General features: G+C 29.7%; 12 protein-coding genes. 8 read left to right on the forward strand and 4 right to left on the reverse strand.

Annotated features, from left to right (window positions below):
* The first annotated feature begins 78 nt into the window (after positions 1-78).
* The 3 genes from ACMFBB_RS07405 to ACMFBB_RS07415 are packed head-to-tail and all read left to right on the forward strand — an operon-like array spanning position 79 to position 2,724.
* Positions 79-861, forward strand: coding sequence for a LytR/AlgR family response regulator transcription factor (locus ACMFBB_RS07405; protein WP_435263779.1), 783 nt, complete (start codon positions 79-81; stop codon positions 859-861).
* Positions 858-1,955 (forward strand): sensor histidine kinase, encoded by a 1,098-nt coding sequence (locus ACMFBB_RS07410; protein WP_435263780.1) that lies wholly within the window; start codon positions 858-860, stop codon positions 1,953-1,955. Before ACMFBB_RS07405 ends, ACMFBB_RS07410 begins: the two co-directional genes overlap by 4 nt.
* Positions 1,939-2,724, forward strand: a complete 786-nt coding sequence (locus ACMFBB_RS07415) for an ABC transporter substrate-binding protein (protein WP_435263781.1) — start codon at positions 1,939-1,941, stop codon at positions 2,722-2,724. Before ACMFBB_RS07410 ends, ACMFBB_RS07415 begins: the two co-directional genes overlap by 17 nt.
* On the opposite strand, the gene ACMFBB_RS07420 is transcribed toward ACMFBB_RS07415, so the two are convergent.
* The 3 genes from ACMFBB_RS07420 to ACMFBB_RS07430 all read right to left on the reverse strand — a co-directional run bounded on the left by ACMFBB_RS07420 (position 2,707) and on the right by ACMFBB_RS07430 (position 4,094).
* Complete coding sequence (locus ACMFBB_RS07420; RefSeq protein WP_435263782.1) at positions 2,707-2,904, reverse strand: hypothetical protein; 198 nt, start codon at positions 2,902-2,904, stop codon at positions 2,707-2,709. The two genes, ACMFBB_RS07415 and ACMFBB_RS07420, sit on opposite strands and share 18 nt — an antisense overlap.
* A 256-nt stretch (positions 2,905-3,160) precedes the next feature.
* Positions 3,161-3,868 carry a DUF4197 domain-containing protein gene (locus ACMFBB_RS07425; protein WP_435263783.1) on the reverse strand — a complete coding sequence of 236 codons (708 nt, stop codon included), beginning with the start codon at positions 3,866-3,868 and terminating at the stop codon, positions 3,161-3,163.
* Between the two features lie 61 nt (positions 3,869-3,929).
* Positions 3,930-4,094: a DUF5522 domain-containing protein gene (locus ACMFBB_RS07430; protein WP_435264283.1), complete on the reverse strand. Its 165-nt coding sequence runs from the start codon at positions 4,092-4,094 to the stop codon at positions 3,930-3,932.
* Positions 4,095-4,200: 106 nt separating this feature from the next.
* On the opposite strand from ACMFBB_RS07430, the gene ACMFBB_RS07435 reads away from it, so the two are divergent.
* Together ACMFBB_RS07435 and ACMFBB_RS07440 are read left to right on the forward strand one after the other, a co-directional pair.
* Positions 4,201-5,310, forward strand: coding sequence for a hypothetical protein (locus ACMFBB_RS07435; RefSeq protein ID WP_435263784.1), 1,110 nt, complete (start codon positions 4,201-4,203; stop codon positions 5,308-5,310).
* Entirely contained in the window at positions 5,300-6,367 is a 1,068-nt protein-coding gene (locus ACMFBB_RS07440) for a nucleotidyltransferase domain-containing protein (RefSeq protein WP_435263785.1), read from the forward strand. The genes ACMFBB_RS07435 and ACMFBB_RS07440 overlap by 11 nt, the downstream gene beginning before the upstream one ends.
* Here ACMFBB_RS07440 and ACMFBB_RS07445 read toward each other — a convergent pair.
* The gene (locus ACMFBB_RS07445) at positions 6,359-7,711 is read right to left on the reverse strand and encodes a UDP-N-acetylmuramate--L-alanine ligase (protein WP_435263786.1); all 1,353 of its coding nucleotides are present in this window, start codon (positions 7,709-7,711) and stop codon (positions 6,359-6,361) included. The two genes, ACMFBB_RS07440 and ACMFBB_RS07445, sit on opposite strands and share 9 nt — an antisense overlap.
* Before the next feature lie 270 nt (positions 7,712-7,981).
* Here ACMFBB_RS07445 and ACMFBB_RS07450 point away from each other — a divergent pair, with 270 nt between their 5' ends.
* Genes ACMFBB_RS07450 through ACMFBB_RS07460 form a run of 3 tightly spaced genes read left to right on the forward strand, consistent with a single transcriptional unit; the run spans position 7,982 to position 14,501 of the window.
* Entirely contained in the window at positions 7,982-11,473 is a 3,492-nt protein-coding gene (locus ACMFBB_RS07450) for a gliding motility-associated C-terminal domain-containing protein (RefSeq protein ID WP_435263787.1), read from the forward strand.
* A 1-nt stretch (position 11,474) separates the two neighbouring features.
* Complete coding sequence (locus ACMFBB_RS07455) at positions 11,475-12,431, forward strand: PorP/SprF family type IX secretion system membrane protein (protein WP_435263788.1); 957 nt, start codon at positions 11,475-11,477, stop codon at positions 12,429-12,431.
* Between the two features lie 12 nt (positions 12,432-12,443).
* Positions 12,444-14,501, forward strand: coding sequence for an OmpA family protein (locus ACMFBB_RS07460; protein ID WP_435263789.1), 2,058 nt, complete (start codon positions 12,444-12,446; stop codon positions 14,499-14,501).
* Positions 14,502-14,626: the final 125 nt, after the last annotated feature.

Genomic DNA, 14,626 nt, shown 5'->3' on the forward strand with positions numbered 1-14,626 from the left:
CAGTAAGTTTTTATTTTTAACAAAAAGCGTTTAGGGTTAATTATTATCGATTTGTTATAATTATATAAAAATATGTAAATGAAAATTTCTGCCTTAATAGTTGATGATGAAAATCTTGCTAGAATTAGAATAAAAAAAATAATAGAAAAACATGGCTTATTAAACGTTATAGGTGATTGCTCTACCGGAAAAAATGCAATTGAAAAAATTAACGCTCTAAACCCTGATGTAGTATTTCTTGACATTAAAATCAAGGACATGACAGGGTTTGATATTATTGAAAAAATAAACCTTCCTAAAAAACCTATTTTTATTTTCGTTACTGCTTATAATGAATTTGCCTTAAAAGCTTTTGATTATTTTGCATTTGACTATTTATTAAAACCTTTTAAAGAAGATAGACTTATAACGACTATAAATAAAATAGTAGAACAAAAACATCAAGAAGAAATTTCTGGTTTTCAACATAGTTTAGAAAGCATTCTTGATATCGTAAAAGAAAAACAAACCACTGAATACCACGTAAATAACAAAAAAATAAGCATTAAATCTGGGAATAAAATTTCGTTTATAGATATAGATTCTATTAAATACATTTCAGCTTCTGGGTACTATGTAGAAATTTTCACAATGGACAATAAAAAATATTTACTTCGTGAATCATTATCTAGCATAATCAATAGATTAAATTCAAATAATTTTATGCGAATTCACAGATCTACAATTATAAATTCAAATTTTATAAATGAAATTATTACATCAAATTATGGTGAAACGGATGTAAAAATTAGTGATAACAAAATATTTAGAGTTAGCAAAGGATATAAAAAGGAATTTCAAGAAATGATGGGGGTAAAATGACAAAAAACAAGCTAACATTATTCTTTTCAATTTTCTATGCTTTTATTTCAATTCTTCACTTAATTAAAATATACTACTTAAAGTCAATTGGCTATAGATATACTGAAAAAAGCTGGTTAGTTTTACTAACTGACTCATTTTTAGACTATATTTTGGTGATATTATTTTTTGTTGTTATTAATAGAACAACCAAGAAACTACTGAACAAAAAGAAGTCTTGGAAACAAATAGCAACACTACATATTTCTCTTTCTTTTTTAATGAGTTTTATTATAGTTTTAAGTATTTATCTATTTCATATTTTTAATGGAAGCGCAAAGTTTAATAACTTTATATTAAAAGACATCATCAGATATACGATAGCCACAGTTGATGTTAATATTTTAATTTATTTCTTTATTATATCAGTTATATATTCCTATCATTATTTTAAAAAAAACCAAAGAATAGAAAAGGAAAAATCTATTTTACAAAGACAACTAATGAAAACAAGGTTAAACCTTATACGGTCTAACTTACAACCTCATTTTTTATTCAATACCTTAAATAGTGTTTCTTCCCTGATAGATATATCGCCAAAAAAAGCACAAGATACAATTGCGGATCTAAGTGACCTTTTTAGAGAGCTATTAGATACTAAAGAAAAACTAACAACATGTTTAGAACTTGAGTTATCAACACTTAAAAAATATATTAGTATTCTTGAAGTGAGATTTACTGACAGCTTCTCTTTTAAAACCGTAATACGCGACACATCCGTTTTGAATGCTAAAATACCGTATCTTTTGCTACAACCAATTATTGAAAACTCAGTTAAACATGGGTACTCCTTCAATCATGATAATTTAAATATTCTTTTAATAATTGAACAAATAAATCACTCTGTTCACATCACCATTGAGAATGATGGAAAATCTCTTCCTGATGATTTTTGTCAAGTAAAAATGAATATTGGATTAGAAAGCACCATTGAAAGATTAAAAAGCACCTTTAATGAGAACTTTTCTTTTAAAATGAAGAATAAAGATAAAGGAGTAATAACAAGTATCAGTTTTCCGTATATTGCCTTAAAAACAGTTGATCGATCAAATTAACAGAACAGTTACGTTAAAAACTACACCTAAGAGAATTATATCTTTAGTTCCTAGTCAAACAGAGCTTTTGGTTGACTTAGGGTTAGAAGATTTTTTAGTTGGTGTAACTAAATTTTGTATTCACCCGAAACACCTAAAGAAAAACAAAGTTATTGTGGGTGGTACAAAAAACATTAAAATAAATACAATCAAAGAACTTAAACCTGATATTATTCTTTGTAATAAAGAAGAAAACACAAAAGAAATTGTCGAAGAATGTGAAAAAATAGCAACAACTCATGTTTCCGACATATTCACTCTAAACGATACTAAAAAACTCATTAAACAATACGGTACTATTTTTAATCGAAAAAATGAGGCGCTCAATATTTTAAATAAATTAAATTTTGAAATTCGAAGTTTCAATAATTTCATAAAAGAGAAAGACTACAAAAAAGTAGCATATTTTATATGGAGAAAACCTTGGATGGTAGCAGGGAATAATAACTTTATTAATCATTTACTTTCACTTAATAAGTTTAGTAACATTTATATAAACAAAGAGCGCTACCCTGAAATTGACATAACAAAAATTCAACAAGAAGGAAACCCTGATTTGATTTTACTCTCTTCAGAACCTTATCCGTTTAAAGAACAACATGTTTTTGAAATACAAGAACACGTCCAACAGTCAAAAATTATTTTTGTGGATGGAGAAATGTTTTCTTGGTATGGTAGCAGACTTTTAAAAGCTTTTAATTACTTTAAACAATTACACAATAGAATTTGATATTTCTTTATTCAAATATTTTACTCTATTAAGTTTTTCTAAAACTTTCATTGCTTTAAATGCTGATCTATCACTTTTACATTCATCAACATATTTATAATCATTAGCTCTTTCAACCAATTTACGATACCTCTCTTCAAGATGTCTTTTGTACTTATGTAATTGATTTATCTTTAGCATCTTAGTCTTTGTTAAACACCTTATAAATATACATAATTTTCGTTTACAAACATTATTTTTAACACTGAAAAAAAGGTATTTAACACAAAACCAAGGTTAAAGCTAACAATAAATGATGTAAATTATTATTTTCGTCTTTTATAATCAACCTAATTTATTAACATTTTAACACCTGTTTTTTACCCAAATCTACACCTATAATACATTGAGTTCTTTCAGTTTTGAAAACCCCTTTTATTGTAAAAACAGCTAATAATTAACTTCTATCTTGTAATGCAAAAACTCTTCTAAGTAAATCGGTATTTCGAAGCCCTGCTTTTTCACGGATTCCTTTTTCTTCAACCGCTATCATTTGAAAAACTCCTTTTAAGGCCTCTTTTGTTACATAATCAGTTAAATCAGGGTTAACTCTTTTCACAAATGGAATACTATTGTACTTTGATATTAAATTTTTCCAAACTTTATCAGCTCCCACTTTTCCAAATGAACTCTTAATTACCGGATTAAACTTACCATATAAGGTCGTTTTAGTTTTTCCTTCTAAATATGAAGTTGCAGCATTTTGTTCTCCTAATAAAATGTTTTTAGCATCGTTAAATGTTATTTCTTTAACAGCATTAACAAAAATAGGCGTTGCTGTTTTCACAGCATCTTCTGCAGCTCTATTTAAAACCTTAATCCCTTCATCTGCAATATTTCCTAAGCCTATTTTTCGTAAGCCTTTATCAACATCTTGCAGCTCTTTAGGCAATAAAATTTTCACTAATTTATTTCTATAAAAACCATCTTTTGATGTCAATTTAGATACTTGATTTTTAATTCCATTGTCCAATGCTTGACGCAATCCACTACCTATTTGTCCTTGAGTTAAAACTCCTTGATTTGGTATTTGATTTACTACTTTTTGTAACTCGGCACAACTAACAATTTGCACGGCTATAAATACTATTAAAATTTTCTTCATTTTTGATATTTTTATTTAACTTTTTTTATTGTTAGAAACAACAACTTAATTGAAGTCACTTCTATTTAAAACTATCTGTTTTTTTATCATATCCATACGGACAATGCTTACATCCATTTTTACAGCAATACCCTCTTTTTAAATGGTATTTTTCTGTAAAAACCCTATATCCCTGTTCATTCAGATAAAAATCTTCCTTTTCTAACTCTACTCGATGTCTATACATACTACAAAAATACCAATCAATTTTTAAAAGTAACAAATTTTATATCAGAACAATAATATCATATAAATAGTTTTTTAAAATTTGGTTTTATTATTTTTACATCATTATGATTTTAACAAAGAAAATAGAGGGCAAAAGTCTCGTCTGGGTATCTCACAACAATCAATATATTATTGTTCAAAATATAGTTGCCGATACTCTTATACTATTAGATTTAGAAACTCCTATAAAAGAAATTTTTACCGCTTTATATACATCAATAAACATACCTTACAATGAAGCTTGTAACTTTATTAATGATATTAAAAAGCTACTAGAAGAAAAGGAAGCTGAGGAAGAACTATTTTCAAACCACAACATACCTAGTAGTTTTCAAATTAGAAAATACTATAAAATAAATTCCAGTATATTTTTTATTGAATTCTTAAGCGATTACACCTTCTCTTTAATTCACCCTAAATTTGCACACTTAGAAATCAATTCTCAAGATAAGATAGAGTATCATTATAAAGTTTTCACCTCAAATGATTCTATTTATTTCTATATTGACAACATTCTAATTGGTTCATGGAAAACCATTGACAGCCACTATTTTCAGGGGAAATTTTCAATGAAAATTATTGAACACACCCATAAAAAAGGAGAGGACAATTGGATGGGAATTTTTCATGCATCTGCTGTAAGTAACGAAAAAAAATCAATCCTCTTTTTAGGTGATTCTGGTAATGGAAAAAGCACGTCTTTGGCTTTGTTACAAGCCAACGGATTCTCTTGTTTGGCTGATGACTTTGTACCCATTCTTTCTAAAAATAAGGAAGTTTATAGTTTCTCATCTGCCATCTCTATAAAAAAGAATAGCGTCCCTATTCTTTTACCGTTTTATCCCGAATTGGAAACTTCAGCTGAATATCATTTTAAAGCTTTAAATAAAATAGTACGATACCTTCCTCCAAGGAATACTAGTTCTAAAAAAAATCAACCATGTAAAACATTAGTTTTTATTAAATATATACCTGAAAATGAACTAGAAATCACCAAAATCTCAAGGCTTGAAGCTTTTCAACAGTTAGTACCTGACTCTTGGCTTTCACCTAAAATCGAAAATGCTACTACTTTTTTAGATTGGTTTGCTGAATTAGAATGCTATAAATTAACATATTCAAATAATGAAAAAATGATAGCAACCGTAAAAAAACTTTTTACTGATGACCTATAAAGAAACACTATTTTTTGTTGGTAAATGTTTAACTATAACTCATGAAAAAGAAAACCTGAAAATAGTTGAACAAGAAATAAAAGCTAATAAAATAAATTGGGATAACGTCGTTAAATTAAGTACAGCTCATTACGTATTCCCAGCTTTATACTGTAATTTAAAACGTGCTAACTTTTTACAATATCTCCCTGATGACTTGGTTGCATACATGGAGCATATCACCAGTCTTAACCGTGAAAGAAATCGACAAATCATTGAACAAGCTAAAGAAATCAATAAGCTACTTTTAACCAACAATATTACACCAATTTTTTTAAAAGGCACCGGTAATTTATTAGAAGGGCTCTATGAAGACATTTCAGAAAGAATGGTTGGAGATATCGATTTTTTAGTTCCTAAAAAACATTTTGACAACACAATACAAGTGTTAAAAGAAAATGGATATCAAGAAAAAACAAAAAATTCAATTGACAATACTATTCTTAATAGACACTATCCTAAGATGGTAAAAAAAAATAAAATTGGTGCCATTGAAGTTCACTATAAAATGATTACGAATGAAAAAAGTTTCAACTATCATACTATAGAACAAACCCTAAAAAAAACTACAGAAAACATTACAGTTCTTTCTAATGATAATCAAATTTTAATGACCTGTTTTAACAAACAGTTGAATGATAAATCTCAATGGTTCAAAAACGTATCTTTAAGGAATTCTTATGATTTATACTTATTATCTAAAGAAACATCAATACAAAAAGCAATTTGTACCCTTAAGAACTCTAAACTGTCTAATTATTTAACAAATTTTATAGCTAGCACAAGTTTTTTCTTCAATAACCCAAAATCATTAGAATACCTAAAAACAAACAGAACTAAAAAATTTATAGAAAAACAAATTATACTTATCGATAACCCTAAAAAAGGGAATGTAAACAAAAAGTTTTGGAACCTTTATTTTTTATACAAGAATCGTTTAACTGTTGTTTTAAAATCATTCTACAATAAAAAGTACAGAAGTTATATATTTGCTAAGTTTTTAAAAAGTTTAAAGTAATTGCCTAACCTCTTCAAAATCCAAACCTCCATAATTCCCTGAACTCATCAATAAGAGAGTCGTATCATTTAAGTTTTCAGCAAATAAAAATTCTTTAAATTCCTGAGGGTTTGTATAAATAAGTAAGTCATCTCGTTCAAAAGCTTTGGCTATTTGCTCTTCAGTAACTTCTTCTAATTGTTTTATTTTAACAGCATCTGGAGAATAAAAAACCACTGCTTTGTCGGCATTTGACAAAGCTCCTTTATATTCTGCTAAAAATTTAGCATTTAAACTACTATAGGTATGTAACTCTAAACAAGCTAATAAATTTCTATTTTTATATTGTCTTTTAACTGCTTTCGTTGTAGCTTCAACTTTGCTCGGACTATGAGCAAAATCTTTAAATATAACTGTATCTTTATTTTCCGCTACTTTTTCTAACCTTTTACTTGCTCCTTTAAAACTAGCTATAGCCTCATAAAAATCATCTTCATCAATACCCATGTGCTGACAAATCCATTTAGCTCCTGCTAAATTTTGTAAATTGTGTTTTCCAAATATTTCTATAGGCATTAAACCATCAGGTGTATCAATAGAGGTAATTCCATCTTCAACAACATGATTTGGAGTTGTGTAAGAATATTTTTTTATAGCATGCTCAGATTCTTCAACAATATTTTTTACAGTAGTATCTTCTTCATTGTATACCATAATACCTCCATTTGTTAGAGAGTTTGTGAAAATTGAAAATTGCTCTACATAGTTTTCGAATGTTGGAAATACATTAATATGATCCCAAGCAATACCACTTAACAAAGCTATGTTTGGTTTGTATAAATGAAATTTAGGACGCATATCAATTGGAGAGCTTAAATATTCATCTCCTTCTAATACGATAAAATCATTTTCTTCAGTTAAATGCACCATTGTTTCAAAACCATCTAACTGAGCACCTACCATATAATCTACTTCTTTTTCATGATAATTTAAAACATGTAAAATCATTGAAGTTATGGTAGTTTTTCCATGCGAACCTCCAATTACTACACGAGTTTTGTGTTTGGACTGCTCATATAAAAACTCAGGATAAGAATATATTTTTACTCCTAATTCTTGGGCTTTTAATAATTCAGGATTATTTTTTTTTGCGTGCATCCCTAAAATAACGACATCTAATTTTTCAGTTATTTTCTCAGTAAACCAACCAAACTCCTCTGGCAACAAGCCGTATTTGGCTAATCTAGATTTGGATGGGTCATGAATTGCATCATCACTACCTGTTACGATATATCCTTTTTTTTGTAAAGCTATTGCTAAATTATGCATAGCGCTTCCTCCAATAGCTATAAAATGTGCATTCATTTTTCTGTTTTTATGCAAATATACAGAAGAAAATGACTTATAAGCACCCTATTATATTGATGTTTTTAGTAAAAATCATATCTTAAAATTTCTAAAAAATTAACCTACAGCTTTTTATAAATGTTAAAAAATTGTATATTAGTTAATAATTCTAAGCTATTTTTGGCTTTTTTTGCGAAATTTTGAATTTATTTTTATTCTCTTTTAAGTTTTTATTCTATGGCGCACTCGATTAAGAATAATATCCCTTTATTGTTCATCTTTTATATTTTGTTATTTTTTCACAACGTTGTTCACTCTCAATGTACTGGCTCGGATGGTACAGTTACTATTTGTGATAAAGAAACAGATTCTAATTACCAAACATTCAACCTTTTTAATCATCTTAATGGAACACCTGAGGCAGGAGGAACTTGGGCTGTACAAAATCCGGTTATCAAAAATGCTTTATCAAGTTCTACAGGGATTGTTAACCTGTGGGCAATTAACCAGTTTGGAGAGTATGTATTTACTTACTCCCATCCTAACTGTCCTGAAACATCTGATGTTACTATATTCTTGGGAGGATACCCTGGAGAAAACAATATAACGGGTGGAGCAAATACCTGTAGCAGTAATCCTGCAGTAGATTTGTTTAATTTCCTAGATAATAATCTAACTAGTTTAACAGCTGATTTCAATGGTACTTGGAGCCCCGATACTGGAACCCCATCTGGTTTTTTGACTGAAAGTATGTTCAATGCCGCTGCTGCAGGTCCTGGAACATATACATTCGTTTATACTGTTGATGCGGTAGATACTTGTCCTGAAAGATCTGCTAAAGTTACAATAGAAGTGCATAGAACTCCTGAACCAGGAAACGCTCTAAACATAACAATCTGTTCTTCAGAAGATTTATCAACTAGTACTAGTGTTGACCTTTTTGACCATTTAACTGGAGAAGATAGTAATGGGATTTGGACTGACATCAATGGAACGGGCCAAATTACAGCAATTGATGATTCAGTAATTAATATTGAAGAAATTTTTAGCAATTTTGGACCAGGAGAATATCGTTTTGATTATACTGTTTTTCCTACACATGGAATCTGTTCAGAAGAAACTACTTCAGTTCGTATACAAATACCCAATATATCTGCCAATTTCTCTGTAGCAAACCAATGTATAGAAGAATCGTTAACTTTTGAAATTCAACATCAAAGACCCAATGGAGTTTTCATGGACTATGATTTGGAATACGAGATTATCGACTCAAACAATGTAATTGCTTTTTCAGATACAATTTCTGGTATTCAAATAGCTGACCCTACTGACCCCACCATTATTTCTCATGAGGTTACATTACCAAATACTACATTATCCTCAGGAACCTACATAATTAGAACAAAAGAAATTACAAATATCCAAGGGGCTATTTGTAGTCAATTTGAAGTCTCTGAAGATACTTTTGTTATTTTTGGCACCCAAATAAATGTCCCAAATACTTGCTATGATAGCGACTTAATTGATGTCACCATCACGAACATGGTCGATCTTAACGGAAATCAATTAAATGGTGATCAATTAGTAAATTACACAATTACAAACGTAACTTCAAATGAAGAATTAATTATAACTAACCAAAATGTAAGTTTTTATAATGGCGTAGGAATATTAACACTCGACTTATCAAGCCAACCAATTACTGATACTGAATACACTTTGTCATTTAACGATGTTGATACAAATGGTTTAAGATGCATAAATCAAAACTTTACAGTAAGACGAAACCCACATATAACTGGTATTTTCACAGTTGAAAATCAATGTTCAGGAAATTCATTAATTATTAATATTGAGCACCAAAGGCTTCATCCGTTAGAAATGACTTATGATCTTGAATACGAAATTTTAGATCAGACTAATACCCCAATAATCACAGAAACTGAGTCAAATATTAACATTTCTGACAATTCAAACACCATTCAAAATCACCAAATTGATTTAGCAACTTCAAATCTTCCAAACGGGCTCTATCGAATACGTACGAAGCAAATAACCAATATTACAGATATTGAGTGTAACGATTTTACCATTACTGAAGGTACTTTTACTATTTTTAATCCAGCTATTGACATTCCTGATATCTGTTATCAAAATAATAACGTTGAAGCTACCATTACCAATCTAACGGATAGTAATGGAATTTTATCAAACAATACACATATTGTAAGTTACACTGTTACTGATTTAACTACTAATCAAGAATCAGTAGTAACAAATCAAAGCATAAGTTTCATCAATGGGAAAGCCACCATCTCTCTTGATATGTCTATTTTTCCTAAAAAAAATTATGACTACAACATTACATTTACAACAATACCAAAAGATGGTACGAACTGTATCGATAAAAACTTTATAGTTCGTAGAAAACCAAATGATATTTCTCTAGGCCTAACCATTGACAATTCTTGTGATGCCTCAGATATTGAAATTAACATTGATGCTCCTATTTTATCTAATGGAGAATACATTATTTCGTATACAGTCATTAATTTAACCACCAATCAAACTCTACTCACATCGGGGTTTAATTCAACAGGATTAAACTCTAATTTTAAAATCGGTTTACAAGACTTCGACGAAGACATTTATGAAGTTGTATTACAGAGTACTCAAAACGATACAACCCCTTGTAGAGATGAAACAGAATTTGAAGTAAGAGAAACATTTTCAATTGGTGGAGTTCCTGATAAACCAGTTTTAGACCCAAATCAATCTTTTTGTTTACCTGATTTTTCTCCAAACCTGCCTGCTCTATCTGATATTCAAGTTACACAAGGAACGAATTTAACTTGGTACGAAAGTGAAACCTCTAACATCCCAATAACTCCAAATACATCTTTAATCGATGGAGTAACCTATTATGTAAGCTCAACAAACCCTGACACCAACTGTGAAAGCTCCGAGCGCTCAAATGTAACTATTACTTTTGTAACCCCTGAAGATATAATAAGTTCCAATACATCGCCAACTTTCTGTGCAATAAATGCACCAACCATTGCTGATTTGGAAGCTACTGCAAATTCAGGAACTGTTGTTTGGTACGACCATCCAACTGATGGCAACCAATTGAAAAATACAACGCCACTAATTACTGGTATATCATATTATGCCGTTGAGAACATTAATGGATGTGAAGGGGCTAACCGTCTAAAATTTACAGTAGTAGTTTTAACACCTATTACACCAAATTATTCAGGAGAAACTGAACTTTGTGCACTTGATAAACTAACACTCTTTGATCTTGAAAGTGATTTTTTAGACTATTTTGGTCATCAGTTAACTTGGTTTGATTCATCTAACGGAGTAAACACCTTAGACTCCATGAATTTAATAGAAGAAAACATTACCTACTATATTGCAAATGTACATGAATCTTCAGGGTGTGAAAGCGAACGATTACCAATAACATTTTCTCTCAAAAACTGTTCTGAAAAAGATTATGATTTTTTTATCCCTGATGGCTTTTCTCCTAATGGAGACGGAATTAATGATAGCTACTTTATTCCGCATATTAAATATTTCTACCCTAAATATACCTTCGAAATATTCAACAGGTATGGTCAATCACTTTTCAAAGGAGATATCAATTCTCCTAAATGGAATGGTAAAAATTCATCTTCAGGAAATGATGTAACCAGTGGTGTATATTTTTATATACTTTACTATAATCAGGATGATAAATCAGCAAAGCAAGGACGAATTTATTTAAGCAAATAATATGAAAAAATTAGTACTCTTTATTTCTCTAACCTTAAGTTCGCTGCACATAATAGTTGCTCAGCAAGATCCACAATACACTCAATATACAATAAATCAAAGTGTATTCAACCCTGCCTATGTAACCAATGAACTTGGGGTTGTCAACTTTGGATTTATGCATAGATCACAATGGACTAGCGCAATAGGAGCACCAAAGACTTACACGTTATTTGCCCATACCCCGCTGTCCGAAAAATTCGAAGTTGGCTTCTCTTTAATAAGTGATGATATTGGTAATGGAACTTTAAAGGAAACTAATTTTTATGCGGACTTTGCTTATATTATTCAACTAACTGACTACCATAAATTATCACTAGGTTTAAAAGCTGGTTTTACAAGTTTAGCTACAAACTTTGATAATTTCAGGTTTCCTGACGACGATGTTACCACTGGATTTTTATCGGATGATATTGCCTTTGTTAATCAAAATTCAACATTGCCAAGTTTTGGAATTGGGGCTTTCTACTATACAAATGATTATTATTTTGGAATTGCTGCTCCCAATTTAATAAATGCAAAACATATTAAAAAAGAAAATGGACTTAGAAATATTGGAGGGGAAGAAATTCATTTATTCATAAATGCAGGGTACGTATATAAGCTAAGTGATGTTGTAAAACTAAAACCCTCATTCTTATTAAAAGCTGTAAAAGGATCTCCTGCTGTAGTAGATACTTCATTAAATCTTCTTTTTAATAATAGATTTCAAGGAGGTATATCTTACAGAGTTAATGACTCTTTCAGCGCTATGTTTAATTTACGAGCCACTTCTAGCTTATCTGTGGGGTATGCTTTTGACTTTACTACTTCAAACCTAAGTAATTTCAACTCAGGAAGTCACGAGGTATTTATCCTTTTTGATTTTGATACCTTAGGATTAAAAAAAGGGTTTGACAAATCTCCAAGATTTTTTTAAAGAAAATGTATTATGAAGAATAAAATTACATGTATACTAGCATTTTTCTACTTAATTTGTTTAAACGCACAAGTCGATAGAAACCTTATAAGAGCCAATAAATATTTTGATAGAGCTTATTACAGCGAGGCCATTCCTTTTTATAAAAAATCTTTAGATGATAGATATTCTTTTAAAGCTTTAAAAAATATTGCCGACTCGTACTTTTTTATTTCTAACTATGAAAAAGCTTCAACATACTACCAGTACTTAGTAAAAAATTACAAAAGCTTACTCGACGAAACCACTTATTTTAGATATTCCGAAACTTTAAAAGCTAGCAATAAATATCATATTGCCAACAATGTACTTCGCTCATACTACAAAAGCAATGATGCCACGAAGCTTAAAAGTCTAGAAGAATCAATAAAATATATTGAAAATATTAAGGCCATTGGTGCTAGATTTACCATTGAAAACTTAGCTATAAATAGTGACAAATCTGAATTTGGTGCTATTCAAAAAGGAGACACCTTGATATTCGCTACTCCCAAAAGAACAGAGGATGGCATTCATAAAGAATATGGATGGACTGGCGATCAATATTTAGATATCTACAAAGTATCATTAAAAAAACCTTCATTAATTACTTCTTTTTCTTCAAAAATTAACACCAAATTACACGAGTCAAATATTATTTTTACCCGTGATGGTAAGACTGCTTATTTTACTCGTAATAACTATACAAATGGTAAACGAAGAAAAGATAAAAACGCTATAACCCATGTTCAAATTTTTAAAGCTAAATTTATACATGGAAAATGGGAAAAGATCACTCCTTTATCGATTAATAGTGATAACTATTCTACAGAACATCCAGCGTTAAGTCCTGACGAAAAAACCTTGTATTTCGCTTCAGATATGCCTGATGGGTTTGGATCTTTTGACATCTATTCAGTAGCTATCTTAAGTAATGGAAGTATGGGTATACCTGAAAACTTAGGCCCTGAAATAAACACCGATAAAAAAGAACAGTTTCCTTATGTTGATAGTAATAATAACCTTTATTTTTCTTCTAATGGGCACCCAGGCTTTGGAGCTATGGATGTATTCATTTCAAAAATAAATGGGAAATCGGTATCGAAACCAGATAATATAGGACTACCAATAAATTCAGGGTATGATGATTTTTCATTCAATATTAACCCTTTTACAAAGGAAGGGTACTTTTCTTCAAATCGCCCATCAGGAAAAGGAAACGATGATATTTATAAAATAGTAGAACAAAAACCTTTAATTATAGAGGATTGCTTTCAATATATTTCAGGTACAATCACAGATATAGATACTCGATTAAAACTTGCAAATGTTTTTATCACTTTAACTCAAAAAGGAGATACTATAGCAACAACAAAAACAAACTCAGAAGGTTATTTTAAGTTTAACGCTGAATGTAATTCTACCTACTTGGTTAGCGCCTATAAAGAAAGATACACCAAGGAGAAAACCTTTTTAAACTTAAAAGAAGAACGCAAAAAAAATAATGACGCATCTTTACAATTAAAATCAAAAGCTACTATAGAAAAAGAAAGAAAAGCTGCTATAGCCTTACAACTAAAAAAAGAACACGAATTAAGAGTAAAAAGAGCTCAACAACTTGAATTTGAAAGAGAAAATAAAATAAAAACAGCGATCAACAAAGAAAAAGACATTGTTAAAGAAAAAGGAGCGTTAGTTATCAAAACTCAAGAAATCAACTTTGACTATAAATTATGGTACATGCGACGTGACTCTAAAAAAGCTTCTCAAGTAGTAATTAATCTAATGAAAAAATATCCGGATATGATTGTAGAAATAGGCACACATTCAGATATGCGTGGTAATAGAAAATACAATAAAAATCTATCTCAAAAAAGAGCAAACTCTGTACGCTATTACTTAATAGATCAAGGTATTGAACCTAATAGAATTATTGCAATAGGCTATGGAGAAGAAAAACCTATTATACAATGTAAAACCGAAAAGTCATGTTCTGAAGAAGAACATGAACTGAATAGAAGATGTGAATTTGTAATAAAAAAAATTCACTAATAACATACCAAACGAGCCTATTGGCTCGTTTTTTGTTTTATACAAAAACATGTATAGATTTCATTATCTTTAACCATTAACTAAATGAAAAGTTCCGTTTACATAAGAGAAACACCATTTCACTT

The sequence above is a fragment of the Tenacibaculum sp. nBUS_03 genome (assembly GCF_051201695.1).
Classification (GTDB): Bacteria; Bacteroidota; Bacteroidia; order Flavobacteriales; family Flavobacteriaceae; genus Polaribacter.

What these genes read in the sequence shown, in the direction of transcription:
- ACMFBB_RS07405 (WP_435263779.1), top strand. Translation starts at nt 79, where the DNA reads ATGAAAATTTCTGCCTTAATAGTTGATGATGAAAATCTTGCTAGAATT.
- ACMFBB_RS07410 (WP_435263780.1), top strand. Translation starts at nt 858, where the DNA reads ATGACAAAAAACAAGCTAACATTATTCTTTTCAATTTTCTATGCTTTT.
- ACMFBB_RS07420 (WP_435263782.1), bottom strand. Translation starts at nt 2,904, where the DNA reads ATGCTAAAGATAAATCAATTACATAAGTACAAAAGACATCTTGAAGAG.
- ACMFBB_RS07425 (WP_435263783.1), bottom strand. Translation starts at nt 3,868, where the DNA reads ATGAAGAAAATTTTAATAGTATTTATAGCCGTGCAAATTGTTAGTTGT.
- ACMFBB_RS07430 (WP_435264283.1), bottom strand. Translation starts at nt 4,094, where the DNA reads ATGTATAGACATCGAGTAGAGTTAGAAAAGGAAGATTTTTATCTGAAT.
- ACMFBB_RS07435 (WP_435263784.1), top strand. Translation starts at nt 4,201, where the DNA reads ATGATTTTAACAAAGAAAATAGAGGGCAAAAGTCTCGTCTGGGTATCT.
- ACMFBB_RS07440 (WP_435263785.1), top strand. Translation starts at nt 5,300, where the DNA reads ATGACCTATAAAGAAACACTATTTTTTGTTGGTAAATGTTTAACTATA.
- ACMFBB_RS07445 (WP_435263786.1), bottom strand. Translation starts at nt 7,711, where the DNA reads ATGAATGCACATTTTATAGCTATTGGAGGAAGCGCTATGCATAATTTA.
- ACMFBB_RS07455 (WP_435263788.1), top strand. Translation starts at nt 11,475, where the DNA reads ATGAAAAAATTAGTACTCTTTATTTCTCTAACCTTAAGTTCGCTGCAC.
- ACMFBB_RS07460 (WP_435263789.1), top strand. Translation starts at nt 12,444, where the DNA reads ATGAAGAATAAAATTACATGTATACTAGCATTTTTCTACTTAATTTGT.